Raw genomic sequence first — 23,377 nt, forward strand, 5'->3', positions numbered from 1 at the left:
GGGGCGGCGGGTCCGGCAGCTCCCCGTGCCCTCACTCCGGCCGCGCGGCGCCGACAGAGCGCATCCCCGCCTCGCCCTCAGCGTCGATACCCAGCGTGCGAATCTCCTCGTTGATCTGCGCCACCGTCGACCGGCATGCGGCGATCGATGCGGGAGAGAGGAGCCGGCTCAAACGCATGACCGGCGACGCGACCGCGATCGCCGCCCGGGTCGTGCTCGAGGGCAAGTGCAGTGCGAACCCCGCCGAGCCGACTCCCTCCTCCGCGAGCCCCCGGTTGGTCGCGTACCCGTTCTGACGCGCTTCGGAGATGCCCTGCATCAGTGCGGTGAGCTCGGGATACGACAGCCGGGATGCCCGCCGGTTCGTCTTCGAGCGGTACATGAGTGCCACCTGTTCGTCGTGCAGGCCCGCAAGCAGCGACATCCCGGCGGCCGTCTGATGCGCGGGGAGCACGGCGCCTCGCAGGTCTCCGACCCGCAGCGACGCCTGCGACTCGATCGTGAGGAGGAACCGCACCTTGTCACCGACCCGAACCACGAGGTGCACGGTCTCACCGATCGTGTCGCGCAGTTGCTCCAAGTGCGGGGCGGAGGCTGCGCGGAGGGCGCTCGTCCACGAGACCGAGACGGGCGCGGCACCGATGCCGAGGCCCGGGAGGTATCTCCGCGACTCGTCTTGCACCGCGAAGCCGCGGTACACGAGCATTGCGAGGAGACGATGAGCGGTGGAGGGCGCGATGCCGAGTTCCGCCGCGGCGTCGCGGACGCGGATCGCGTTCTCGTCCCGCAGCAGTTGCAACAGCCGAAGCGCGTTATCGACGGATTCGATGGCGTACGACGGTCGCTGCTGAATCACCTTTTTCTGCACCACGGGGGTCCCCTTCGACCTGAAGTAGCGCGCGAGTTCGAGTCGTCTCGTCCGCCGCGCCAGCGAGCTGCCGATGCGAACGGCAGTGTTTTGACGCTCGAAATGCTACCAAGCGCGACGCCCCTTCTACTCCGAACGCAGATGCGCGAGCTCGACCTCGAGCATGCGCAGCGAGGCCTGCTGGCGGGCCTCATCGCCGGGGTAACGCATCGCCGCGACCTCGCCCGGCGACACCCTCGGATTCTTCGCGAGTGCGGCGCGCAGCTCGTCGAGGCGGCTGCGTCGGTGGCGGATCGCGCCCAGCGCATGCGACACCAGATCGTCAATCGGAGCACCGTGACCCGGCGCACCGCGCCACCCCTCGAGCTCGGCGACGCGTTCGAGCGACGCGAGGTAGTCGCCGAGATCCCCGCCGTCGGAGGCGACGAGCAGCGTCGAGTTCATGCCGCCGAGCAGGGTGTCGCCTGTGAACAGGAGCGGCGTCTCACCATCGGGGCGGTACGTGAAGCCGAACGAGTCGGCGGTGTGGCCCGGCAGCGCCATCGCGCCGAACTCGAGACCCCCGACGCGCACGGTCTCGCCGTCGCGCAGCGGCGCGGTACCGCGGGCGAGCAGCTCGAACGCGGCGTAGACCGGCACGCGCGGCGAGATCCGCGCGACCGCGGCACTGTGGTCGAGGTGCCGGTGCGTGAGCAGCACCGCGGCAATCGCGCCCTGCTGCTCGATCGCCGCGAGGTGCGAGGCGTCGGCGGGGCCGGGGTCGATGACGGCGATGCCGCCCTCGGGGCACGGGATCACCCAGGTGTTCGTGCCATCGAGCGTCATGAGCCCCGGGTTCGGGGCCTGCACGAGAATCGGTTCGGGAAGCCGCGCCCGGCGGCGCCTGGCGCGCGCGGGCGGCTCCCCGAACTGATCCGCGGTCACTTCCGAGCTTCAACCATGTCGAGAGCGATATCGACGATCATGTCCTCCTGGCCGCCGATGTAGCGACGGCGACCGACCTCGACGAGGATGTCGCGAGCGTCCAGCCCGTAGATCTCGGCCGCGCGCTCCGCGTGACGCAGGAAGCTCGAGTAGGCGCCGGCGTAGCCCACGGTGAGGGTCTCGCGGTCGACCTGTACCGGGCGATCATGCAGCGGGCGCACGAGATCGTCGGCGGCGTCCTGCAGCTTGAACAGATCCGCCTTCACATCCCAGCCCTGCAGCTGCGCGACCGCGACGAAGGGCTCGATCGGCGTGTTGCCGGCACCGGCGCCGTGCCCCGCGAGCGACGCGTCCACGCGGAACGCACCCTCCTCGACCGCGACGATCGAGTTCGCGACGGCGAGCGAGAGGTTCTGGTGAGCGTGCACACCGATCTCCGTTCCCTCGTCGAGCACCTCGCGGTACGCGCGGATCCGATCCCGCACCTCATCCATCGTAAGCCGCCCGGCCGAATCGGTGACGTAGACGCAGTTCGCGCCGTACGACTCCATCAGCTTCGCCTGCTGCGCGAGCGACGCGGGGTGGTTCAGGTGCGCCATCATTAGGAAGCCCGAGACGTCCATTCCGAGCTCGCGCGCCGCCGCGATCTGCTGCGCCGACACGTCGGCCTCGGTGCAGTGCGTGGCAATGCGCACGGAGCGCACCCCGCGGTCGTATGCCTCCTTCAGCATCTCGATCGTGCCGATGCCGGGCAGCAGCAGCGTGGTCAGGCGCGCGTTCTTCACGACGGACGCCGCGGCCTCGATCCACTCCCAGTCGGTGTGGGATCCCGCGCCGTAGTTCAGCGAAGAGCCTCCGAGGCCGTCGCCGTGGGTCACCTCGATGGCGTCGACACCGGCCTCGTCGAGCGCGCGAGCGATCTCGGCGACCCGCGCCGGCTCGATGCGGTGACGGATGGCGTGCATCCCATCACGCAGGGTCACATCCTGCAGAAATACGTGCTTGCTCACGCTGCCGCCTCCTTGTTCTGACGCGACGCAAGCACCATTTGCTCGGCTGCTCGCACCGCGGCGCTGGTCATGATGTCGAGGTTCCCGGCATAGCTCGGCAGATACATCGCGGCACCCTCGACCTCGAGGAACACCGTGACGTGCGTGTAGCCGCCCGACTGGCGGCGATCCGCCGGTACCAGCCCGTCGACCTCGGCGTCGACGTCGCGGAACTGCACCTGCTGCTTCAGCCGGTACCCCGGGACGTACTGCTGCACCTCGGAGACGCGGCGCTCGACCGCGGCGATGATGTCGGCGCGACCCGTCTCGCTCAGGTGACTCACGAGCACCTGCACGGTGTCACGCATGATCATCGGGGGCTCGGCGGGGTTCAGGATGATGATAGCTTTGCCGCGCGCGGCGCCGCCGACCTGCTCGAGGCCCGCTGCCGTCGTCTCGGTGAACTCGTCGATGTTCGCGCGGGTACCCGGGCCGGCCGATTTCGAAGCGATCGACGCCACGATCTCCGCGTAGTGCACCGGAGTCTCCTGGCTGATGGCGTGCACGATCGGGATCGTCGCCTGCCCGCCGCACGTCACCATGTTGACGTTGTCGGCGCCGCTGTGCTCGGCGAGGTTCACCGCGGGTACGACGTAGGGCCCGATCGCCGCGGGGGTGAGGTCGACCAGCTTCTTGCCGTAGGGCGCGAGCTTCTCCGCGTTGAAGCGGTGCGCGCCCGCGCTCGTCGCGTCGAACACGATCTCGATGTCGTCGAACTGAGGGCTCGCGATCAGCCCGTCGACGCCCTCGTGGGTCGCCTCGAACCCGAGCCGCTGCGCCCGCGCGAGACCGTCGGAGGTGGGGTCGATGCCCACCATCACCCCCATCTCGAGCACCTCCGAGAGGCGCAGCACCTTGAACATGAGGTCCGAGCCGATGTTGCCCGGCCCGATGATGGCGACTTTCGCCTTTGCTGTCATACTTTTCACTCCTTCAGAGGGATGTCTTCGAGAATCGCGGGCTGATCCAGCACCCACTGCGGCTCCGTCACCAGCAGCGAATGGCCACCGCTCGCCGTCTCGACGTCGATCACATAGCGGTACCCGGCGTCCTCGGCCCACCCGATGCCGGCGAGGTCGAGCTCGGGCACGGCGAGCACGACGCGGCGGCAGCGCTCGTCGTCTCGCAGCAACTGGGCCGTGTACTCCGCCACGGCCAAGGCCTCTGGCGCGCCGCTGTAGCCGAGCTCGATATCGTGCGTGCCCGACGGGTAGGCGTCGCGGAGGTGCCCGGCGCGAGCGCGGCGGTGCCCGATGGCGGATCCGACTCCGTCGATACCCGCGACCTCTCGCACGTCAGCGAAGTCGGGCGTGAGCGGTGCGCCGTTCACGGGAGTGCTCACAGATCATCACCTCCTGCGGCAGTTGCGAAGCCCCGCACGCCGATGCCGCCATCGGCGTTGAAGATGGCGCCGGTCACGACGCCGGAGTTCTTGCGCGACGCGAGGAGCACGTACGGCCCGGTCGAATCGCTCGGATCCACGCTCGCGTCGTGCAGCGGTATCCACTCGTTGTGCGACGTGTCGTCGCCCTTGGACTCGCGCTTCGCGAAGCCGGCCTCGATAGACCGCTCCTGCATGCCCATCGAAGACGGGCCGCGGAGGTCCGTGCGCAAGCCGCCGATCGCGACGCCGTTGACGCGCACTTTCGGGGCGAGCTCGTAGGCCAGCTGCGTCACGAGGCCGCGCGCCGCGTGCTTCGCCGCCGTGTACACCGGGCCGCCGCCCGCCGAGTAGAACGACGAATTCGACAGCGTCATCACGATGCTGCCGCGGGTCTTCACCAGCTCCGGCCACGCGACCGAGCAGGCAAGCAGATATCCCTTGACGTTGATGTCGAAGAGCTCGTTGTAGATGCCCTCGATCTCCTCCGGCGAGGTGCGGGTCAGGGACTTGTTGAAGTCCCAGATCCCGGCGTTCGGCACGAGCACATCCAGCTTGCCGAAACGCTCGACCGTCTCGGCAACGGCGCGGCGCAGGTCGCCGGCCGACCGCACGTCCGCCACGATCGGCAGCACCCGATCCGCAAGCTCACCCGCAGCGTCGACCGTGCTCTGCAGGCTCTCGATCGAGCGGCCGATGACCGCGACGCCAGCCGCGCCCTCCTCGAGAAAGCGGAGCGCGACAGCGCGCCCGATCCCCGACCCACCGCCGGTGATGAGCGCGACGTCGCCGTCGAGCCAGGCCTGCATCAGGCCTCCTCGGGCGCGAGGAAGTCTGCGACCAGGCGCTCGAAGTCCGCCTTGCGTTCGACCTGCACCCAGTGACCGCAGCCGCCGAACACGTGCATCTGCACCTTCCGGATGTGCTTCAGCATGAGCCCCGCGCCGTCGAGCGTGATCGTGCGATCATCGCGGCCCCAGAGCAGCAGCGTGTCCGCCTTGATGCGGTCGAGATCCTTCCACAGCGGGTCCATACCGCCGCGCTTCGCGAACGCCGCGTTGTAGCGGTGGTAGAACTCGATGTGGCCTTCGTCGAGCGACGCCTCGTAGCGCGCCTGCACCTCGGCGTCGTCGAACTGCTTCGGGTTCGCGACCATGACACGGATGAAGTTCTTCATCTTCTTCACCGTCGGGCCCTCGCCGTTGTAATAACGGAACATCTCCTTCTGACCCTCGGTGGGCAGCGGAGTGTTGATCGGCGCCCAACCACCGCCCGGAGCCATCAGCACCAGCTTCGTCACGCGATCCGGCTGCGCGATCGCCATGCCGAGCGCCGCCGCGCCGCCGAGCGAGTTGCCGAGCAGATGGTACGTGTCGACCGCGAGCTCGTCGAGCGTCTGGATCATCGCGTCGACCGTGATCTCGGTGATCGATCGCTCGGCGAGATCGGCCTCGGTCGGGCGGTAGCTGCCGCCGAAGCCGGGCTGATCGGGGAGAATCACGCGGTAACCGGCGAACGCCGGCAGGTTGGCGCGGTAGTTCGCAAGCGCGCTCGCGCCGGGGCCGCCCCCGTGCATGAGCACGAGCGGCACGCCCTCCCCCACCTCGCTGACGTGGATCGGGCCGAGCGTGGTTTCGATCACGCGACTGCGCGGTTCGATGCTGGTCATGGTGTTCGCTCCTCGGATCCGGGTTTAGAAGAAGGTGCTGATGTTTTTCATGAGCAGGACGTTCTGCTCGAACAGCAGCGTGCGCTTGACGACCTCGAAGCCGTGCGGGCCCCCGCGGCGGATCACGTCATTCCGACCGCCCGCGTAAATGTCGACCTCGGTCTGCAGGCGGTTGCGGTACACGAGGAACGCGCTACGCACCTGCAGGAGGCCGTCTTCGCGCTCGCGCGCCGACACGTTCGAGACGATGTGTCGGGTGCGGCTGGGCGGATCCTCAGCCCAGGCCATCCCCGAGTCGAATCGGCGGATGCGCCACGCGAGCGACTCCTTGGTCTCGTCGTAGAAGGCGGCCTCGCCCGGCGCCGAGACCGACAGGGCCTGCTGACGGCGAAGCCGGTTGGTGCGCGTGGGCGCCCAGTAGTGCAGATCGTCGGCGAGCATCTCGAGCCAGTCGGCGAAGCGTCCGTCGTCGAGGAACTCGGCCTCGAGGATGTAGAACTGGCCCAGCTCGAAGTGCGTCTGCATGTCGGCGAGCTTCAGCCCGTCGATCTCGTCCTCGAGGATCGAGGTCGACGCCGAGGTCGCCCCGTTCAGGGTGTACGGGTTCAGAAAGTCCGTCATGGTGTCGTTCCTGTCTCTTGTCCCGAGGCCGCTCAGCGCTTGGCCTTGAGCAGCGATTTGAGCGAGATGCTCGCGTCGACGAGTTCGTCGACCGCGACCGGGATCCGCTGGTCGATAATGCGGCGCGCAGCCCTCACGAGCTGCGTGTCGTCGATGGCTGCCGCGCCCCGCAGCAGCCCGTCCTCGATGAGAAACACCGCCGGGTGGGGGTCGCCGGTGCGCACAACGATTTCGCCGGACCCGTGCAGACGCCCCGTCGCTTCGAGGTGGATGCCGTGCCGGTCCGACCAGAACCACGAGGTGCCGCGCCGAGGCAGCTCCTTGCCGAGAATCGCGTAGGGCGCGCGGGTTCCGCTGACCTGCGCCGCGTCCCAGTGCTCCTCGCGTCGCTCGAGCTCGCCGTTCTCGAGACGCGTGCGCGCGACGTCGCCGACGGCGTATACGCGCTCGGCGCTCGTGCGGTAGTGCTCGTCGACGATGATGCCGTTGTCGACCTCGAGACCGGCGGCCTCGGCTATCCCGACATTCGGAATGAGTCCGACGCCAACGACCACGCGATCGACGAGGATCGGCGACTCTCCGTCGACCAGGACCTCGATCGCCCCATCGGCCGCGACGAGTTCCTTCGTGAGCCCGGTGACGACGCGAATGCCGCGCGGCTCGTGCATCGCGTGCAGGCGCGCGGCGAGGATCGCGCCGACCGCGGGAACCAGCGGCGTTTCAGCGGGGTCGATGAGCGTCACCTCCGCTCCCGCATCCAGCAGCGCAGATGCGAGCTCCGCTCCGATCAGGCCGGCGCCGACCACGGCGACTCGGGTGCCGCTTCGCACGTTCTCGCGCAACGTGGTGGCGTCGGCAAAGGTGCGGAGCACACTCACGCCGGGCAGATCCGCCCCCGGAATCGGGAGCTGGCGCGCGCTGCCGCCGGTCGCGATGAGCACCGTGTCGGCCTGGAGCGACGTGCCGTCAGCGAGCGACACCTCGCCGGACTCGGCATCGAGCGCCACCACCTCCGCGCCGAAGCGCGTCGCGATGTGCTTCGCCGCGAGCTCGGCGGCTGAGGCGAACTCCAGGCGCTCGAGCGAGAAGTCCTCGTCGAAGAGGCTCTTGCTCAGCGGCGGCCGGTCGTAGCAGCCCGGCTCGGCATCGACGAGGGTGATGTCGCCCTCGTGGCCGAGCGAGCGCAGCTGCATAGCGGCCGTGTAGCCGGCGAGGCCGGCCCCGACGATGACAATGGACCCCGCGTCACGCGCCGTCATCAGCTCGCCAACCTCTCGGGATTCGGCACAACGCGAATGTCGTCGCCGTCGACGACGACCTGATGCGCGAACACATCGACCGTCGCGGGCATGGACTGCACCTTGCCGTCACCGAGGCAGAACTTCGCGGCGTGCAGCGGGCACTCGACGCACCCGTCCTCGACCCAGCCTTCAGCGAGCGACGCGGTCTCGTGCGTGCACGTGTCGTCGAGCGCGAAGTATTCGCCGTCATCATGGAACACCGCGACGTTGTCGACCGTTCCGAGCACGGACGCGACGACCTGGATGCCCTCGCCGTCGTCGATGTCGCCGACCTGGGCGACGACGATTCCCGCGCTCACTGCTCCGCTTCCTTTTCATGCCAAGCCGGAGTGTTCATGAGCTCAGCCCAGCGCGAGTAGAACCGGCGGCCCGCAGCGTCGCTGTAGAGCTCGCTCGTCTCGCCCGGGTACACGCCGTCTTCGCGCTCGGTACCCATGCCCATCTGGTAGTTCAGGGGCACGGTGTTCGTGCGCCAGCCGTGCGAAATGGCCTGGATCTCGCTCCAGTTCTCTCCGTCGTCCTGCTCGAAGATGCCCGACGGGCCGAAGGTGCGGAGGTTGTAGAGGCGCTGCGCCTCGCGCACTTCCTCGGGCATGCCCTTGTCGAGCACGGTCCACGACCAGATCTCCATCTCCTCGGTACCCTTCGGATGCCAGACGCGGATGCTGCCATTCACCGGGAGGTACGAGAAGTTCGGGAAGACAGTCGCGTGGCCGGTCGTCAGCGGCCCCTCGACGGCGGCCTTGCCGAGGCGCTCGCGCAGTTCGTCGTAGTCGTAGTACTCGTGCACGGGCTGCGCATCGAAGCGGCTCTTCGGGTGCGTCGGGAAGCCGGTGCCATTGCCGCGTTCGTCGGAGTATTGACGCCCCGGCGTGTTCGCGATGTCGGATTTCGGGCCCTTGCCGGTCGGCGACATCACCATGAGCGCCGACGCGTGCGACATGTTCACGTGGTACCAGTCGGTGCCGAACTGCTCGGCCGCGAGCTTCCAGTTGCCCTTCAGTACCCACTTCGTGATGCCGCCGACGACCGTCGTTCCGTCGGGGTCACGGCCGAGGAAAGCCTCCATGTAGTACTTCATGTCGCCGAGCTGCTCGTCGAGCGGCACCGCCTCGGGGTTCCAGGTCGCGAAGATCAGGCCGAACACGGTCTCGAGCTGCGCGACCTCGACGAGGCCCCACTTCTCGCGATCCCAATCGGCGTTCGCGTAGCCGTCTTCGTTCGGCACGCTGATGAGCTTGCCCTCGAGATCGAACGCCCAGCCGTGATACGTGCAGGTGAACGCCCGGGCCGCGCCGTAGTCGGCGCGCAGAACGCGCGCCCCGCGGTGACGGCATGAGTTCAGGAACGCGCGGATCCGCCCCTGCTTGTCCTTCGTGACGATCACCGGGTCCTCGCCCATGAACGTCGTGAAGAAGTCGCCGGTCTTCTTCAGGTGCTCCACGTGCCCGAGGAACAGCCAGCTCGTCGCGAAGACGCGCGCGAGCTCTTGCTCGTAGAGCGCGCGATCCGTGAAGATCGCCCGGTCGACCAGGCCGTTCTTACGGTCGACGAGCCCCGAGACGTCGACGTTGCGCGCGAGCTCCTGGGGTCGGCAGATATCGCCGCACTCAAGGTGCTCGGGCGGTGCACCCTCAAGGGTGCTCGGCAGTTGATTGATCGTCATGAACTTCTCCGTCCTGCTACGAGTGATCGGAAGCGGTTGAGGTGAGCGTGGCGGAGGGCAGGCCGTCGGCCGAGGCCGCCCAGCTCGCGCCTGGCACGAAGTCGGTTGCCGCGGCGACCGCGCCGGCGAGCACGCGGTCGCCGGCCCCGAAGCTGTCGCCCTGTGCGCCGAGCGCGCCGGCGAGCCAGTGCAGGGAGGTGAGCGGGTGGCCCAGCACGGCGGATCCCGGGCCGGAGGAGACGACCTCGCCGTCTCGCGTCAGCGTCGCGACCGCGTCGGGAAGCCCGGCCAGTAACTCTGGGGTCGCCGGCACGAACTCGCCCCACACGACACAGGCCATCGAGGCGTTATCGGCGACGGTGTCGGGAAGCTTGATGCGCCAGTCGACAACGCGCGAGTCGATAATCTCGATCGCGACCGCGACTCCGCTCACGGCCGCGACCAGCTCGTCGTAGTTCGGGGAGATGGGCACGTCGGCGCCGATCTCGAAGGCGAATTCGACCTCGAGGCGGGGCTGCAGCAGGAGCGCGGGATCGAACTCAGCGCCGTTCGCGATCTCCATTGCATCGGTGATCGCGCCGTAGTCCGGCTCGTCCACACCGAGCTGCTGCTGCATCGCGAGAGAGGTGAGGCCGATCTTGCGGCCGGTCAGCCGCTCGCCCCGCGAGAGACGATCCTGCAGGTTCGCCCGCTGAATCGCGTAGGCCTCATTGATCGTGAGCTCGGGGAAGCGCTCGGTCAGCGGCTTGACGCCCTTGCGGGTCGCCTCCGCCCACCGGAGTTCGAGCGCGGCGGAATCGATGTCGATCGCCTGCAACGCTGGGTTAGTCATGGTGGTTATCGTGCGCCGATTCATCCGCACACGCAGCGCGGTGTGCCGAACCTTGGAACAGCTCCATCTGTCAAGTTCGCGCGTCGAGCAGCATTAGGTTGGGGCAGAAGAATTCCTGTGTCGCGCCTCGCGCTCTGCTTCAAGCGACGCCCCTCACTACTGAGTGACGGCGGGCGTGCACTCAAATGAGGTGGGAATTTGGCGGAGCTTCTGCTGAAACGTGCGCGAATTGTGGGCCGCTATTTACGAGCGCACCACCGAACTACCGCATTTCGGTCAGTTCGGTGCTGATGACCGTGTTCGACTTGCTCCAACTATTCGGCGAGTCGCCGCCGATCAGCAGCCTGTCTGGCTCTCGCAGCCGCCCGCATCTTCGCAGCGGCTACGCCTCTCATCTTTGACGACGGAATCGAACCCCGGAGCGCACCATGGAGATCACCGAACTCACTCTCGCACCACAACCGCGACGCGCCGCTGCAGACGCGGTGAACAAAGACCGTCGCACCTCGGTCGACAAGGCGATGTGCGTGCTCAAGGCGTTCGGTGACGAGGCCAATGCCGGGGTCGGGGTAAGCGAGCTCAGCCGGCGCGCGGGGCTCAGCAAGTCGACGACGTTCCGGCTGCTCGGCATGCTCGAGCGGAGCGAAATGGTCGAGCGGATCGGCACGGCGTATCGTTTCGGTCGCGCGATCCAGACGCTCGGCGCGCAGAGCGATGCTTCGCGACGCCACGACCAGGCTCGCGACCTACTGACCCCGTTCCTCGCGGATCTCTTCGTGGCGACGGGCCGTACGGTGCAGCTCGCGGTGCTCGATGGACAGCACGTGGTCTATCTGAACAAGCTCGAGGGGCATCAGCGATTGCGCACGCCCAGCCGGATCGGCGGCCGGATGCCCGCCTACTGCACTGCCGTCGGCAAGCTCTTCATGGCGTATGACCCGGTCGGTGCTCGCGACGCTCTCGAGGCCGAGCGCCACGCCTGGACGCCGAACACCATTGTCGACGAGTCGTCGCTGCGCGTCGAGCTCGCCCGCGTGCGGCGTGAGGGAATCTCGCACGACCAGGGAGAGACGCTCGAGACGCTCAACTGCGTCGCCGCTCCCGTCATGAGCCGTCGCGGGCTGCCCATCGCCGCGCTCTCGGTCTCGGGCACGGCGAGCACGTTCCGCGCACAGGAGTACGCGCACACGTTGCGACAGGTCGCGCTCGCGGCGTCGCGCACGATGACGCGATTCGAGGAGCGCCTCGTCGCATAGCCCTGCGATGACTCCGCCCCAAACCGCTGCGCCCGTGGGCGGCGGTGGGGCGGTGGCGACCCCGAAAAGTGCGCCGATCGAGGGCCGCTCGGAGCGCCTCCCAGCGGTCCATCCACGCGCGAATCGTTCGCGTGCCAAGCGACGGAACAGGCCCGAGCAGGAGGTCGAAATTCGCTGCATGCTCAACTCAGCGGACAACGAGGTCTCCGGAAAGGAGTCACGCAACATGCAGGTCGATATCAGCCCGATCAAGCAAATCGCCCGCCACTCGCGCGAGCACGGCGATATGATCGCCGCCGTCTACGAGGACCGGTCGATCGACTTTACCCAGTTCGCCGACGAGGTCGGACGCCTCGCGGCGGGCCTCCAGGCTGACGGTGTCGGGCTCGGGGATCGCGTCGCTTATGCGGGGCACAACAGCCTCACCTTCCTCATCGTCAACTTCGCAGCGGTCTCGATCGGAGCCGTGTTCCTCCCCCTCAACTTCCGCCTCGCCGGCCCCGAGATCCGGTTTGTGCTCGAAGACTCTCGCCCCGATGTGCTGATCTCGGAGCCGACGCAGGCCTCCATCATCCAGGAGTTCCTCGAGGAGCTCTCGGTGCGCCGCGCGCTCGTCGTCGACGACGATCCGAACTTCGATACTCCCGACGTCAAGGCGCCCTGGGGCTCCTATCATGCGTTCCGTACCGCGCATGAGCCGCTCGAGACCCACGTTCCGCAGTACGAGGGCGACCTCGCGGCGCTGCTCTACACCTCCGGCACCACCGGACGCGCGAAGGGCGTCAAGCTCACGCACGGAAACCTCTGGTGGGGGCAGGTGAACGTCGATTCTGCGCTTGATACGCGATTCGGTGACGTGTCGCTCGCAGTCGCGCCGCTCTTCCACATCGGCGGATACAACGCGTTCACCCTTCGCACGCTGACCCGGGGCGGCACCGTGGTGATCCGCCGCCAATTTGACCCGGCCCAGGCGCTCGCCGACCTGGAACGCTACCGCGTGAACAGCATGTTCCTCGTGCCCGCGATGCTCGCGGCGATCCAGCGGCAGGAGGGCTTCGACCCGGCGGATCTCTCCAGCCTTCGAGCGACCACGGTTGCCGGCGCGCCCGTTCCTCCCGCGCTTATCGATCAGTACGCGCGCAAGGGCGTGCTGCTGCTCCAGGCTTGGGGGCTCACCGAGACCGCGCCCTTCGCAACGCAGCTCGAGTCGGCGATGACCACGGCCAAGCTCGGCTCGTGCGGCGTGCCGATGCCTTACGGGCAGGTCAAGATCGTGGATCCCGAGTCGCTCACGGAGATCACCGAGCCCTGCGCAACCGGAGAGATGTGGGTCACCGGCCCCAACGTCTCAACCGGCTACTGGAACAACCCCGACGCAACGGCGACGGCGTTCACGTCGGACGGCTGGTTCCGCACGGGCGACATCGGATACGTCGATGAGGACGGCTACTTCTTCATCGTCGACCGCCTGAAAGACATGATCATCTCGGGCGGCGAGAACATCTACCCCGCTGAGATCGAAAATGCGCTCAACGCGCACCCCTCGATCGCCGACGTCGCCGTCGTCGGTGTTCCCCACGAGAAGTGGGGCGAGAGCGTCTGCGCCGTCGTCGCGTTCGCGCCCGGAACAGAACTCTCACTCGAGGGCGTGCGCGACTACCTCGGCTCACGGATCGCGCGCTACAAGTTGCCCTCCCGACTCGTCACAGTCGACGCGGTACCCCGCAACGCTGCGGGCAAGCTCGACAAGGTGCTCATTCGCAAGCAGGTCACTGCAACCGATGAGGCGCAGACCGCACCCGCGGCGGCCCCCTACACCGAGGCCGTTCGCATTCCGCGGTAGCTGACCCTTGTCCCCCTCCGGTGCCGTCGCAGCGGCTTCGGAGGGACCGCACCCGTCCCACGAAAGGAACACACTATGGCACGTCTGCTCGACAACTACGATCCCGGCCCCTCCGTCGCTCAGTGCGGCGCGATCAATGTCGGCACCAAGGACCTGGAGAAGTCGCTCCACTTCTTCCGCGACCTGCTCGGCATGGAAGAGGTCGCGCGCGTTGGCAACACCGCGTACCTGCGCGGCTTCATGGAGCTCACCCACCACTCCCTCGTGCTCACGCAGCAGGACGAGAACGTCGTGAACTCTTACAGCTTCCGCATGCGACGCCCCGAGGACGTCGAGATCATGTACAACGAGCTGCAGAAGCAGGAAATCGAAGCGGTCGAGGTTGCCGCCGGTGCCGAGTTGGGCCGCGGCACTGCTGTGCGCTTCCTCGTTCCCGGCAGTGAGCACCCGTTCGAGCTCTACTACGACATCGAGAAGCCCGAGGCTCCCGAGGAGCTTCGCTCCAAGCTGCCGAGCAACAGCTCGAAGCGCCGCGGCATTGGCGTGCGCCGCGTCGATCACTTCAACGTGCAGACCTCGCGCGAGACGATCAACCAGGCCGAGCAGTGGGTGCGCGACAACCTCGGCTTCAATCGCCGCGAGTACCAGCTCCACCGCGACGACGAGACGGTGCTCGCGTCGTGGATGTCGGTCACCCCGCAGGTGCACGACCTCGCGATGGTCGCGAACTCCGAGGGCAAGAAGGCGCAGCTGCACCACATGGCCTTTAACCTCGAGAACATGTCGGACGTGCTCACCGCAGCCGACATCCTCGCCGACTACGACGTGCACTTCGACCTCGGCCCTGGCAAGCACGGCATCGGCCAGGCCATGTACCTCTACGTCATGGACCCGGGTTCGGGCCACCGCGTCGAAATCTACGCCGGCGGCTACCTGATCTTCGACCCGGACTGGGTGCCGATCAAGTGGGAGCGCGAGAAGTTCAAGGACGGGCTGACCTGGTACGGCGACCCCTTCGTCATCGAGGGCGCCATGCGCAGCCTCGCGACCACGCCCTCGGCGGGTCTCGAACTCACGCGCTAAACCGCACGCACTGACAGAGGCGGCCCCGGAGCACCATTCGCTTCGGGGCCGCCACTGCGTTTGTGCGTGTCGCGCGCGCGGCTCGGGATGCGTGCGCGTTCGATCTCGCGACGCGGGGCTGCTCTGCCGATCCGCCGCCTCAAAAATCCTTTCAGTAGCTCGGGCGCATCCACGGCGCCGTTCCGCCTCGCAGTACACTGACTCATTTGCTTGCGGGTCGTGACTCCGCTTCGTCCATACGCGATAATGAGCCTGGTCTGTGTATTTACTGAATGTTTTGGAAAGTGAGCTTAATGATGACCGGTACTGTGCGGAACTCGTTGGCAGAAGGCCTCGCAACACTGCTCTTCGTGTTCTCGATCGTGGCGGCCATCAACAATGCGGGTGACTTCGCCCCGCTCGCGATCGGCTTCACCCTGATGGTGCTCATCTACGCAACGGGGCACCTCTCGGGCGCGCACCTCAACCCCGCCGTGTCCCTCGGAGCGCTGATCCGCGGAGCGCTCAGCGCCCGTGACTTCGTGGCCTACCTCATCGCGCAGCTCGTCGGCGGCGTGCTCGGCGCGCTCCTCGCGGGCGCGATCTTCGGGGCGCCGGAAGCCGCGGTCGCGATCGAGACCGCCCCCGCGTTCCTCGTCGAGGCGGTCTTCACCTTCATCCTCGTCTACGTCGTGCTGAACGTCGCCACCTCGAAGGACACCGAGGGCAACTCGTTCTACGGTCTCGCGATCGGCTCCGTCGTGGTCGTCGGCGCGTTCGCGGTCGGGCCGATCTCGGGCGGCGGCTTCAACCCCGCGGTGGCACTCGGCCTCGCCGTGCACGGCGACTTCGACTGGGCCAACATCTGGCTGTACTTCGTCGCGCCGCTCGTCGGTGGCGCGCTCGCGGGCTTCGCGTTCCGCGCGTTCAATGCGCACGACCTCGCGAAGGTCACGGCGTAACGCCGCACCGCAGAAACGCCGAGTCCCTCCCCAGTCACACGACCGGGGAGGGACTCGCTGCGTTACGAGCTGCGTCGCGGCCGCTTTAGTCGAGCAGCAGCGCGGGCTCCTCGAGCACCGAGGCGACGTCAGCGACGAAGCGCGAGATCACGTCGCCGTCGACGATGCGGTGGTCGAACGAGCCGCCCACGGTGGTGACCATGCGCGGGCGCACTTCACCGTCGACGACCCACGGCTTCTCGCGGATCGTGCCCATCGCCATGATGCCGCATTCGCCGGGGTTCAGGATCGGCGTGCCGAAGTCCATGCCGAAGACCCCGATGTTCGTGATCGTCATCGTGCCGTTCGCCATCTCTGACGGCTGCGTGCGCCCGTCGCGGGCGGTGATCGTGAGCTGCTCGATAGCCCGCGCGAGGTCGATGAGGCTCAGATCCTGCGCGTCCTTGATGTTCGGCACGACCAGGCCGCGCGGCGTCGCCGCCGCGATCCCGAGATTGACGAAGTTATGGCGAATGATCTCGGTGTCCGTGAAGGTCGAGTTCACCTCGGGGCTCCGGCGGATCGCCCACAGCATCGCCTTCGCGAAGATCAGGAGCGGTGATACCTTCACGCCCGCGAAGTCGGGCGACTGCTTGAGCCGCTTCACGAACTCCATCGTGCGCGTCGCGTCTACGTCGGTGAACACGCTCACGTGTGGCGCCTCGAACGCGCTCTCGACCATCGCCTTCGCGATCTGCTTGCGCATGCCCTTCAGCGGGATCCGCTCCTCGCGGGCACCAGAGGGCTCGGGCGTCGACAGGTTGCGGAACAGACTCGCCTGCGATGCCTGTCGCACCACATCGTCGCGGAGCACCTCTCCCGCGATACCCGTGCCCTGCACCTCGGCGAGGTCGACGCCGAGGTCCTTCGCGAGCTTGCGGATCGGCGGCTTGGCAAGCACGGGGGCCGCCTCGGCGACGGGAATGGGGGCATGAGCGGCGGCGGATCCTTCGCCCCGCGCGCCCGCGCCCCGAGCACCTGCTGGGCCCGATGCGGCCGCGCCCGCGGCGCGAAGCGGCGGTTCCCCGCCGCGCCGCCGCCGCGACTGCACCGCGCCGCCCGTTCCGTAGCCCACGAGCACCGCGCCGCCCTCTGCGTCCGCCGCGTTGTTCTCGTGCGCGACGCTCGCGGTGGCGTCGGCGACGGCCTCGCGGGTCTCCTCGGTGTCGACGGGCCCGGTCGCGCCAGCGGCCGCGCCCGGATCCGCCCCCTCACCGGTCGCATCGTCGGCGCCGCCAGCGATCGTGACGCGCAGAATGGGCTCGCCCACCGGCACCGTCTGTCCGACCTCCACGAGCAGCTCGGACACGACGCCGGTGAACGGCGACGGCAGCTCGACGAGCGACTTCGCCGTCTCGATCTCGCAGATGACCTGATTCAGCGCGACACTGTCGCCGGGGGCGACGTGCCACGTGACGATCTCGGCCTCGGTCAGGCCCTCACCAACGTCGGGGAGGGGGAACGTCATCTCGCTCATGGTGACTCCTGGGGTCTGCGCGTTCGGTGGGTCGGTGCGGTCGGTTCGGTCGGTGCGTCGCGCGGTCTCTCGGCGGGATCGCGATGACTTAATACTGCATCGTGCGGTCCACGGCCTCGAGCACGCGATCCGCATCGGGCAGGAAGAGCGACTCGATCGCGGCCGCCGGGAAGGGCACGTCGTAGGCGGAGACGCGCAGCACCGGGGCCTGCAGCGAGTAGAACGCGCGTTCGGCGACGGTCGCGGCGATCTCGCTGCCCACACTCGCGTTACCCGAGGCCTCCTGCGCGACGACGAGGCGCCCCGTCTTCCGCACGGACTCGAGCACCGGCTCATAGTCGATCGGCGAGACGGTGCGGAGGTCGATCACCTCGAGGCTCGTGCCCTCCGACTGCGCGATCTCGGCCGCCTGCAACAGCGTCGTCACCATCGCGCCGAAGCCGACGACCGTGCAGTCGGTGCCCGGGCGCGCAATGCGGCTCTGGTGCAGCTCGCCCGCGGGCGCCGTGGGATCCACCTCGCCCTTCTGCCAGTACTTCGCCTTCGGTTCGAAGAAGAGCACGGGATCGTTCGAGGCGATGGCCTGCTGGATCATCCAGTAGGCGTCGTTCGCGGTCGACGGCGCCACGACCCGGAGACCCGCCGTGTGGGCGAAGTACGCCTCCGGGCTCTCCTCGTGGTGCTCGATCGAGTTGATGTGCCCGCCGTAGGGCACGCGGATCACGATCGACATGTCCACCTTGCCGTCGTGCCGGGCCCGGATCTTCGCGAGCTGCGTCGTGATCTGGTTGAAGGCCGGGAAGATGAAGCCGTCGAACTGGATCTCGACGACGGGGCGGTACCCGCGGAGTGCGAGGCCGATGGCACTTCCGACGATGCCGGCCTCGGCGAGCGGGGTGTCGAGCACGCGGGCGGATCCGAATTCCGCCTGCAGCTTGTCGGTCACGCGGAAGACGCCGCCGAGCGGCCCGATGTCCTCGCCCATGAGCAGCACGCGGTCGTCGGTCGCCATCGCGGTGCGGAGGCCCTCGTTGATCGCCTTGGCGATCGGCAGCGTCGTGCGCTCGGCGAGCGTCGCGATCTCGGTCATGCGGGGTCCCCCTCGAACGACGACTCGTACTGCTCGAACCAGGCCCGCTGCTCGTCGATGCGCGGGTGCGGCTCGGCGTAGACGTGCGCGAACATCGATTCCGGCTCGGGCTTCGGCAGCGTCAGGATCTGATCGCGCACGACCTTCGCGTGGCGGTCGGCAGTCTCGGCGACCTCGGCGAAGAATGCGTCGTCGACGCCGAGCGAGCGCAGGTGCGCCTCGAGGCGGGCGATCGGGTCGCGCTGCTGCCAGGCGTCGAGCTCGCCCTCGGGCCGGTACCGCGTGGGGTCGTCGGCGGTCGTGTGCGCGCCGATGCGATAGGTCAGCGCCTCGATGTAGCCGGGGCCCGCGCCCTCCCGCGCGAGGCGCATGAAGCGACGCCCAACGGCGAAGGCCGCGAGCGGATCATTCCCGTCGATCTGCACCCCACGCATGCCGAAGCCCAAGGCGCGCCGGTAGAGCGGAGTGCGCGACTGCCGGGTCACCGGCACCGAGATGGCCCAGCCGTTGTTCTGCACCACGAAGACCTCGGGCGTCTGGTAGCTCGCGGCGAAGATCATCGCCTCGTTCGGGTCGCCCTGGCTCGACGTGCCGTCGCCGTAGAAGACCATCGTGGCCTCCCCCGTCGCGGTACCGGCTTCGCCCGCGTCGAGGGTCGTGCTGCCCTCGCGGCGCTTCGCGTCGAGCACCTGCGCGAGCGCGTGCCCCGTCGCGTGCTGCGTCTGCGAGCCGAGCACCAGCGTGTAGAGGTGCACGTTGCCGTTGGCCGGGTCGGTGATGTCCCAGCCGCCATGCGTCACGCCGCGGAACTGCGCCGCGATGTCGAGGAAGTCGACGCCGCGGACGTGGGCGACGAGGTGCTCGCGGTAGGCCGGGAAGACGTGATCCTGCGGCTCGGTGGCGCGCACGAGGCCGACCTGGCAGCCCTCCTGGCCGACGCTCGGCACCCACAGCCCGAGCTGCCCCTGGCGCTGGAGGTGCGTGCACTCGGTGTCGAAGGCCCGTGTCTCCACCATGTCGCAGTACCACTGCTGGAACTCTTCGACGCCCACGCCCTCGAGCTCAGCCGCGTACTCGGCAGCGGTGTCTGAGGGCGCGTATCCGCCCTGGTCGTCGAGAAAGCGCACCGGCTCGGGATCGTCGCCGCGCAGCAGGCGCTCTGTGATCTGTTCGCTCATCTCGACTCAGTGTAATGAGTGAGGGTGCCGCGCGCGGGATATGGCCCGGAGCAGTTCGCGCGGGCGTGCAGGTGGCTGGGCCGTCTGGCCCGAGCTATTCAGTCGACGGCGGTCGCGGACGCTGGCTCAGGCGCAGGATCGGCCACCGGTACTCCGAGGGCGACCAGGTGCTCGCGGATCACGCGCAGCACCTCGGCCGTGCTCTCGGGCTCCCCCACCGATATGCGCACGCCGGAGCCCGCAAAGGGGCGCACGAGCGTGCCCGAGTCGGCGAAGCTCGCCGCGAGGGCGAGCGCGTCGGGCACGCCGCCCTCACTGATCAACGCCTCCGGCACCCACACGAAGTTGCCCTGCGCCTCAGGAATCGCAAGACCGAGGGCGCGCAGCGCGGCGGCGAGCGCGTCGCGTCTCGCGGCGAGCTCGGCGACGCGCTCGGCGTTCACTGCGCGGGCAGCGGGAGTGAGGGAGGCGCGCGCGGCGATCTCCGCGATCCCGGTCACCGACAGGGGAATCGCGACGCTCGCTGCCGCCGCGAAGATCGCAGGATCACCGACGCCGTAGCCGATCCGCAGCCCCGCGAGGCCGTACGCTTTCGAGAACGTGCGCAGTACGACGAGATTCGGGTGGTCCCCCAGCACATCCTCGCCGCGCACCGCCTCCGGGTCCGTCACGAACTCTCGGTACGCCTCATCGAGCACCACGAGGGTGTCTGCCGGCACCCGGGCCATGAAGCGGTCGAAGTCGCTGCGGCGGATCGCGGGTCCGGTGGGGTTGTTCGGCGAGCAGAGCAGAACGACGCGCGCGCTCTCGGTGATGGCGTCGGCCATCGCGTCGAGGTCGTGCTCCGCGGTAGCGGTGAGGGGCACGCGTACGCCCTCCGCGCCCGAGGCGAGACCGAGTGCGGGATAGGCCTCGAAGCTCGGCCAGGCGTGCAGGTAGGCGTCTCCGGCACCCGCCGCGGCCTGCACGAGCTGGTACAGAATCGCGACGGAGCCGGCGGCGAGATGGACGTGGCTGCCCGGCACCCCGAACTCGGCGCCGATCGTTTCGCGTAGCTCGGGCATGGCGACGGCCGCGTAGCGATTGACGCCGGTGTGGGCCGCGATCGCCTCGAGCACCTCGGGAAGCGGCGCGAACGGATTCTCGTTGCTCGACAGCTTGAAGCCGGGTTTCGTGGGCGCAGCCCCCTGCCGATACGGCGGCACCGCGAGCACATCGGGCCGGAATCGAACGGTAGAAGATGCCTGGTCACTCACGCCGTCCAGTGTAGTGACGGGGCGGGAGTTGACAGCGGTCACCATCCGCTCATTCTGACGTTCTCGATGACGGGTTTGCCCTTCGCGAAGGTGATGTCGCCGGAGACGGTGATCGTGGTGTCGCGCAGGCGGGGCGATGCGATGAGTGCGCTCGGATTGGACCGCACCGCGAGCTTTCCCTTCCGGGAAGTGAAGTACCCGAGGCCCAACTCGTCGAAACCCGCTACTTGGGAGACAACCTTCAGCTCGGAGAGGTTCGAATCCTGGGTGAGGAACGGGCACACCTTATCGAGGTTCGTCGGCTGCACCGCGCACGCGGTGACGCGCTGCTGCACCTGCCGCAGCACTTCCTGCTCGAACCGCGAGTTCGGTGTCGACCCGACCGTGACACCGAGTCCCTCGCTGAGTTCCGAGGGCGCAGCGCGCAGCGTCTCCGTGGTGTGATCGACGTACTTGCCGTCCTCTCCCGTGACCTCGTACACGGCGGGATAGACGGAGAACTCGCGAGAGACGATGGGCCCGGACTTCTCGCCGTCGTCGGCGCCGTCAGCGTCTGCATCGCCGCGCAGATCAACCTCGACATCGCCGATCAGCACGGTGTCCGCGTGTTCAGCCGTCAGAGTTACCGGCACGAGCAGCGGCTCCGTGAGCGTCCAGGTATCGAGCAGCAGGAACTCCTTCGGCCCGGCCTCGACGAGGAACTCCTGTTCGAATCGCTGACCGGCGAGCGAGAGAGTCGCGTGCACGGTCGCTCCATCGCTCGTTCGCTTCGCGGTCACCACGTCGATGACCTCGATGCGCTGCACCGCGGAGCCGAGCACCTCGTCGCTCAGTAACTCGCGCTCCGCATCTTCAACCTCGAGACCGACCGCACGATTCGCCTCCTCGGCCCTGCCATCGGCGATAAGGTCCAGGTAATCGTGCACGAGCCGCGAGGGATCGCGCTGCTGGTTGAGCGCCGACACGATCAGAGCGGCTCCCCCGCCGACCCCGATGACGACGAACAGCGAGATGAGCGCCACCACAAGTCGCCTGCGATGGCGCGGCATGCGCGTGCGACGGGCGCGCAGCAAGCGCGGTGTCCTCGGGGGGCGCGGGTGGTCAGTGGCCGGAGCCAGAGGCTCTGCTGGCGTCGGAGTTGCCGGGTCCACCTGCGGGGCCTCAGCCACGGGGTGCGCTTCGGGAACGGCGGTGGTTTGATCCGCCGTCATGTGTTCTTTCGCCTGCGCGCCCGCCACAGCTCCGAGATTCTCGGTTTGCGGCCGCGGTTCTGCGCTTTCGGAATCGAGGATCCGCCGCGTGCCTTCCTTCCCCGCCAGCCAGTCGCGAGCCGCGCGACGCCCGAAGACTGCGAGGAGGCGCGGCGACACCCGGGAAATGATCGCGGGAAGGTATTCGGCGAGCACCGAGGCAAGCAACGCGCCGATCCCGACCGCCACTGGAGCGGACCACGAGAGACTCAGACGCGCGCTCGACTGATCGGCGGTGAACATCTCGGCGTCCCCAGTCGCGGCGACCCCCGCAAGACCGAGGGTGCACGCGGCCCACACGACCGCCACGAGCAGCGGCATCTGCCAGACACGCCGCCACACCGTCACCTGCGCCCTGGGGCGCCGCACCCCGATGACTCCGGAAGCTGCCACGAGCGCGAGCAACGCGACCAGCAAGAACCACGCCCCATACGCACGCGGCAGGTCGAAGACCGTGCCGTTACCGTTCATGAGACTGCCGAGCGCGACGTCGATGTGACCCAGGTGGCCGACGCTCATCGCCGCAATCGCGAGATTGCCGAGCAGCGGGAGCCCCGTGAAGAGCACCGCGGGGTTCTGCGCATCGAGTGCGAGCACCACGAGCCCGACGATCGCGAGTACCCCGAAGGCGGAGGCCTGCACGAGCAGGTAGCGGCCTCCCTCGGTCAGCATCGTGAGCCAGGCGCGCGTCGGCCGTCCGGTCGAACGGTCGCCGATGGCCGTGCGTGCCACGAAGAGCGTCACGAACATCACCACGAGCATCGCCGCGAACACCACAACGCTTTGGGTTCGCAGGGTCGTGCCCTCGAATTCGAACGCCTCCACCGTGAAGGCGCCGAGTTCAAACGTCGTCAGCAACTGCGCTACCGCTGCGAGGCCCGCGAGCACCGCGGCGATGATGACGGACTCGGTGAGCGCGCGCAATGCCTCCGCCCCGAGCGAGGGCGCGGTCGTCGGCTCCCACCGCGCGCGGCGGCGGAGTACGAGCACCACAGCGACGATGATGAGCGCGTAGACGCCGAGCGGCAGGGCGAACAGCGTGCCGAACCCCTCGGCGCTGAACGGACCCGCCTGAATGACGCCGTGGGCCACGATCCCGCCGCCGAGAGCAGCCCCCAGGCCGAAGAGGAGGCCGCACGCGATCGTGACGAACGTGGGGATCAACGCGTCGGTGCCGCTCGCGATCGCGAAGAGGACGCTGGTCGCGCCGAGCAGGGCGGGCACCAGCGCCGTGACCAGAAGCGCTGCGAGAGTGACGATGCCCGAGCGGGTGAATGCGGAGCGCAGATAGGCGCCCGCGGTCGGCGTTTGCTGGTCCACCGCGGAGGGTGGCGACACCTCCGCCGCTGGCTGAGGGTCATCAGACCGGTGTTTTAGCGTGGGTTGGTAACCCGCCTCTTGCACCCGAACGCTGTTCGCAGTGTCGTCCAGCGTCACTCGGGCACCGGAAGTTTGCGGCGCTTCAGGCGATACGGGCTCCGCAAGCACGGCCATGCGGCCGGGGTCGCTCTTCTCCTCGAGTCCCGTCGGGGTGGTCACTTCGGCTCCAATTCATCTGGCGCCCCTCCCACCCCCAAGTGAGAACGCAGTAAACATCCACAGCGATTCCCGAGTTTACCAACGAGATCGCATCCCCCGCGACGCGTCTTTCCC

General features: G+C 68.2%; 21 protein-coding genes. 4 read left to right on the plus strand and 17 right to left on the minus strand.

All coding sequences use genetic code 11. The annotated features are described in order from the left end of the window. Positions 1-31: 31 nt before the first annotated feature. From WFH00_RS07175 to WFH00_RS07230, 12 genes are all read right to left on the minus strand, one after another. The gene (locus WFH00_RS07175; RefSeq protein WP_336660037.1) at positions 32-871 is read right to left on the minus strand and encodes an IclR family transcriptional regulator; all 840 of its coding nucleotides are present in this window, start codon (positions 869-871) and stop codon (positions 32-34) included. A 123-nt stretch (positions 872-994) separates the two neighbouring features. Beyond that, entirely contained in the window at positions 995-1,792 is a 798-nt protein-coding gene (locus tag WFH00_RS07180; protein ID WP_336660038.1) for an MBL fold metallo-hydrolase, read from the minus strand. Further along, positions 1,789-2,802 (minus strand): 4-hydroxy-2-oxovalerate aldolase, encoded by a 1,014-nt coding sequence (gene dmpG / locus WFH00_RS07185; protein WP_336660039.1) that lies wholly within the window; start codon positions 2,800-2,802, stop codon positions 1,789-1,791. Before dmpG ends, WFH00_RS07180 begins: the two co-directional genes overlap by 4 nt. Continuing rightward, entirely contained in the window at positions 2,799-3,761 is a 963-nt protein-coding gene (locus WFH00_RS07190) for an acetaldehyde dehydrogenase (acetylating) (RefSeq protein ID WP_336660040.1), read from the minus strand. The genes dmpG and WFH00_RS07190 overlap by 4 nt, the downstream gene beginning before the upstream one ends. 5 nt (positions 3,762-3,766) lie before the next feature. Next, positions 3,767-4,183 carry a hypothetical protein gene (locus WFH00_RS07195; RefSeq protein WP_336660041.1) on the minus strand — a complete coding sequence of 139 codons (417 nt, stop codon included), beginning with the start codon at positions 4,181-4,183 and terminating at the stop codon, positions 3,767-3,769. Next, on the minus strand, positions 4,180-5,031 hold the full coding sequence (locus tag WFH00_RS07200; protein WP_336660043.1) for an SDR family NAD(P)-dependent oxidoreductase: 852 nt from the start codon (positions 5,029-5,031) through the stop codon (positions 4,180-4,182). Before WFH00_RS07200 ends, WFH00_RS07195 begins: the two co-directional genes overlap by 4 nt. After that, positions 5,031-5,891: an alpha/beta fold hydrolase gene (locus WFH00_RS07205; RefSeq protein WP_336660045.1), complete on the minus strand. Its 861-nt coding sequence runs from the start codon at positions 5,889-5,891 to the stop codon at positions 5,031-5,033. Before WFH00_RS07205 ends, WFH00_RS07200 begins: the two co-directional genes overlap by 1 nt. A 24-nt stretch (positions 5,892-5,915) precedes the next feature. After that, positions 5,916-6,512, minus strand: a complete 597-nt coding sequence (locus WFH00_RS07210; RefSeq protein WP_336660047.1) for an aromatic-ring-hydroxylating dioxygenase subunit beta — start codon at positions 6,510-6,512, stop codon at positions 5,916-5,918. 32 nt (positions 6,513-6,544) lie between these two features. Next, positions 6,545-7,771, minus strand: coding sequence for an NAD(P)/FAD-dependent oxidoreductase (locus tag WFH00_RS07215; protein ID WP_336660050.1), 1,227 nt, complete (start codon positions 7,769-7,771; stop codon positions 6,545-6,547). Continuing rightward, on the minus strand, positions 7,771-8,112 hold the full coding sequence (locus WFH00_RS07220; protein ID WP_336660052.1) for a non-heme iron oxygenase ferredoxin subunit: 342 nt from the start codon (positions 8,110-8,112) through the stop codon (positions 7,771-7,773). Before WFH00_RS07220 ends, WFH00_RS07215 begins: the two co-directional genes overlap by 1 nt. Then, positions 8,109-9,479: an aromatic ring-hydroxylating oxygenase subunit alpha gene (locus WFH00_RS07225; RefSeq protein WP_336660053.1), complete on the minus strand. Its 1,371-nt coding sequence runs from the start codon at positions 9,477-9,479 to the stop codon at positions 8,109-8,111. Before WFH00_RS07225 ends, WFH00_RS07220 begins: the two co-directional genes overlap by 4 nt. Positions 9,480-9,495: 16 nt before the next feature. After that, on the minus strand, positions 9,496-10,311 hold the full coding sequence (locus tag WFH00_RS07230) for a 2-keto-4-pentenoate hydratase (RefSeq protein ID WP_336660054.1): 816 nt from the start codon (positions 10,309-10,311) through the stop codon (positions 9,496-9,498). 428 nt (positions 10,312-10,739) lie between these two features. Here WFH00_RS07230 and WFH00_RS07235 point away from each other — a divergent pair, with 428 nt between their 5' ends. The 4 genes from WFH00_RS07235 (at position 10,740) to WFH00_RS07250 (ending at position 15,434) form a co-directional block, all read left to right on the plus strand. Continuing rightward, positions 10,740-11,567 carry an IclR family transcriptional regulator gene (locus WFH00_RS07235; RefSeq protein WP_336660055.1) on the plus strand — a complete coding sequence of 276 codons (828 nt, stop codon included), beginning with the start codon at positions 10,740-10,742 and terminating at the stop codon, positions 11,565-11,567. A 178-nt stretch (positions 11,568-11,745) separates the two neighbouring features. Further along, positions 11,746-13,410 (plus strand): acyl-CoA synthetase, encoded by a 1,665-nt coding sequence (locus WFH00_RS07240; protein ID WP_336660057.1) that lies wholly within the window; start codon positions 11,746-11,748, stop codon positions 13,408-13,410. A 75-nt stretch (positions 13,411-13,485) separates the two neighbouring features. After that, positions 13,486-14,493: a VOC family protein gene (locus WFH00_RS07245; RefSeq protein ID WP_336660059.1), complete on the plus strand. Its 1,008-nt coding sequence runs from the start codon at positions 13,486-13,488 to the stop codon at positions 14,491-14,493. Positions 14,494-14,789: 296 nt separating this feature from the next. Continuing rightward, entirely contained in the window at positions 14,790-15,434 is a 645-nt protein-coding gene (locus WFH00_RS07250; protein WP_336660234.1) for an MIP/aquaporin family protein, read from the plus strand. An 85-nt stretch (positions 15,435-15,519) separates the two neighbouring features. Here the strand turns inward: WFH00_RS07250 and WFH00_RS07255 are convergent, their stop codons facing one another. The 5 genes from WFH00_RS07255 to WFH00_RS07275 all read right to left on the minus strand — a co-directional run bounded on the left by WFH00_RS07255 (position 15,520) and on the right by WFH00_RS07275 (position 23,263). Then, on the minus strand, positions 15,520-16,950 hold the full coding sequence (locus WFH00_RS07255; protein ID WP_336660060.1) for a dihydrolipoamide acetyltransferase family protein: 1,431 nt from the start codon (positions 16,948-16,950) through the stop codon (positions 15,520-15,522). Positions 16,951-17,038: 88 nt separating this feature from the next. Next, positions 17,039-18,040, minus strand: a complete 1,002-nt coding sequence (locus tag WFH00_RS07260) for an alpha-ketoacid dehydrogenase subunit beta (RefSeq protein ID WP_336660062.1) — start codon at positions 18,038-18,040, stop codon at positions 17,039-17,041. Further along, the gene (locus WFH00_RS07265) at positions 18,037-19,218 is read right to left on the minus strand and encodes a thiamine pyrophosphate-dependent enzyme (RefSeq protein ID WP_336660064.1); all 1,182 of its coding nucleotides are present in this window, start codon (positions 19,216-19,218) and stop codon (positions 18,037-18,039) included. Before WFH00_RS07265 ends, WFH00_RS07260 begins: the two co-directional genes overlap by 4 nt. A 98-nt stretch (positions 19,219-19,316) precedes the next feature. Continuing rightward, a complete protein-coding gene (locus tag WFH00_RS07270) occupies positions 19,317-20,474 on the minus strand; it encodes a histidinol-phosphate transaminase (protein ID WP_336660066.1) in 1,158 nt (385 codons plus the stop codon). A gap of 38 nt (positions 20,475-20,512) precedes the next feature. Then, positions 20,513-23,263, minus strand: coding sequence for a hypothetical protein (locus WFH00_RS07275; protein ID WP_336660068.1), 2,751 nt, complete (start codon positions 23,261-23,263; stop codon positions 20,513-20,515). Positions 23,264-23,377 lie beyond the last annotated feature (114 nt).

Source organism: Leucobacter sp. USHLN153 (assembly GCF_037145615.1).
Classification (GTDB): Bacteria; Actinomycetota; Actinomycetes; order Actinomycetales; family Microbacteriaceae; genus Leucobacter.

What these genes read in the sequence shown, in the direction of transcription:
- WFH00_RS07190 (WP_336660040.1), bottom strand. Translation starts at nt 3,761, where the DNA reads ATGACAGCAAAGGCGAAAGTCGCCATCATCGGGCCGGGCAACATCGGC.
- WFH00_RS07200 (WP_336660043.1), bottom strand. Translation starts at nt 5,031, where the DNA reads ATGCAGGCCTGGCTCGACGGCGACGTCGCGCTCATCACCGGCGGTGGG.
- WFH00_RS07205 (WP_336660045.1), bottom strand. Translation starts at nt 5,891, where the DNA reads ATGACCAGCATCGAACCGCGCAGTCGCGTGATCGAAACCACGCTCGGC.
- WFH00_RS07210 (WP_336660047.1), bottom strand. Translation starts at nt 6,512, where the DNA reads ATGACGGACTTTCTGAACCCGTACACCCTGAACGGGGCGACCTCGGCG.
- WFH00_RS07215 (WP_336660050.1), bottom strand. Translation starts at nt 7,771, where the DNA reads ATGACGGCGCGTGACGCGGGGTCCATTGTCATCGTCGGGGCCGGCCTC.
- WFH00_RS07225 (WP_336660053.1), bottom strand. Translation starts at nt 9,479, where the DNA reads ATGACGATCAATCAACTGCCGAGCACCCTTGAGGGTGCACCGCCCGAG.
- WFH00_RS07230 (WP_336660054.1), bottom strand. Translation starts at nt 10,311, where the DNA reads ATGACTAACCCAGCGTTGCAGGCGATCGACATCGATTCCGCCGCGCTC.
- WFH00_RS07235 (WP_336660055.1), top strand. Translation starts at nt 10,740, where the DNA reads ATGGAGATCACCGAACTCACTCTCGCACCACAACCGCGACGCGCCGCT.
- WFH00_RS07240 (WP_336660057.1), top strand. Translation starts at nt 11,746, where the DNA reads ATGCTCAACTCAGCGGACAACGAGGTCTCCGGAAAGGAGTCACGCAAC.
- WFH00_RS07245 (WP_336660059.1), top strand. Translation starts at nt 13,486, where the DNA reads ATGGCACGTCTGCTCGACAACTACGATCCCGGCCCCTCCGTCGCTCAG.
- WFH00_RS07250 (WP_336660234.1), top strand. Translation starts at nt 14,790, where the DNA reads ATGACCGGTACTGTGCGGAACTCGTTGGCAGAAGGCCTCGCAACACTG.
- WFH00_RS07255 (WP_336660060.1), bottom strand. Translation starts at nt 16,950, where the DNA reads ATGAGCGAGATGACGTTCCCCCTCCCCGACGTTGGTGAGGGCCTGACC.
- WFH00_RS07260 (WP_336660062.1), bottom strand. Translation starts at nt 18,040, where the DNA reads ATGACCGAGATCGCGACGCTCGCCGAGCGCACGACGCTGCCGATCGCC.
- WFH00_RS07265 (WP_336660064.1), bottom strand. Translation starts at nt 19,218, where the DNA reads ATGAGCGAACAGATCACAGAGCGCCTGCTGCGCGGCGACGATCCCGAG.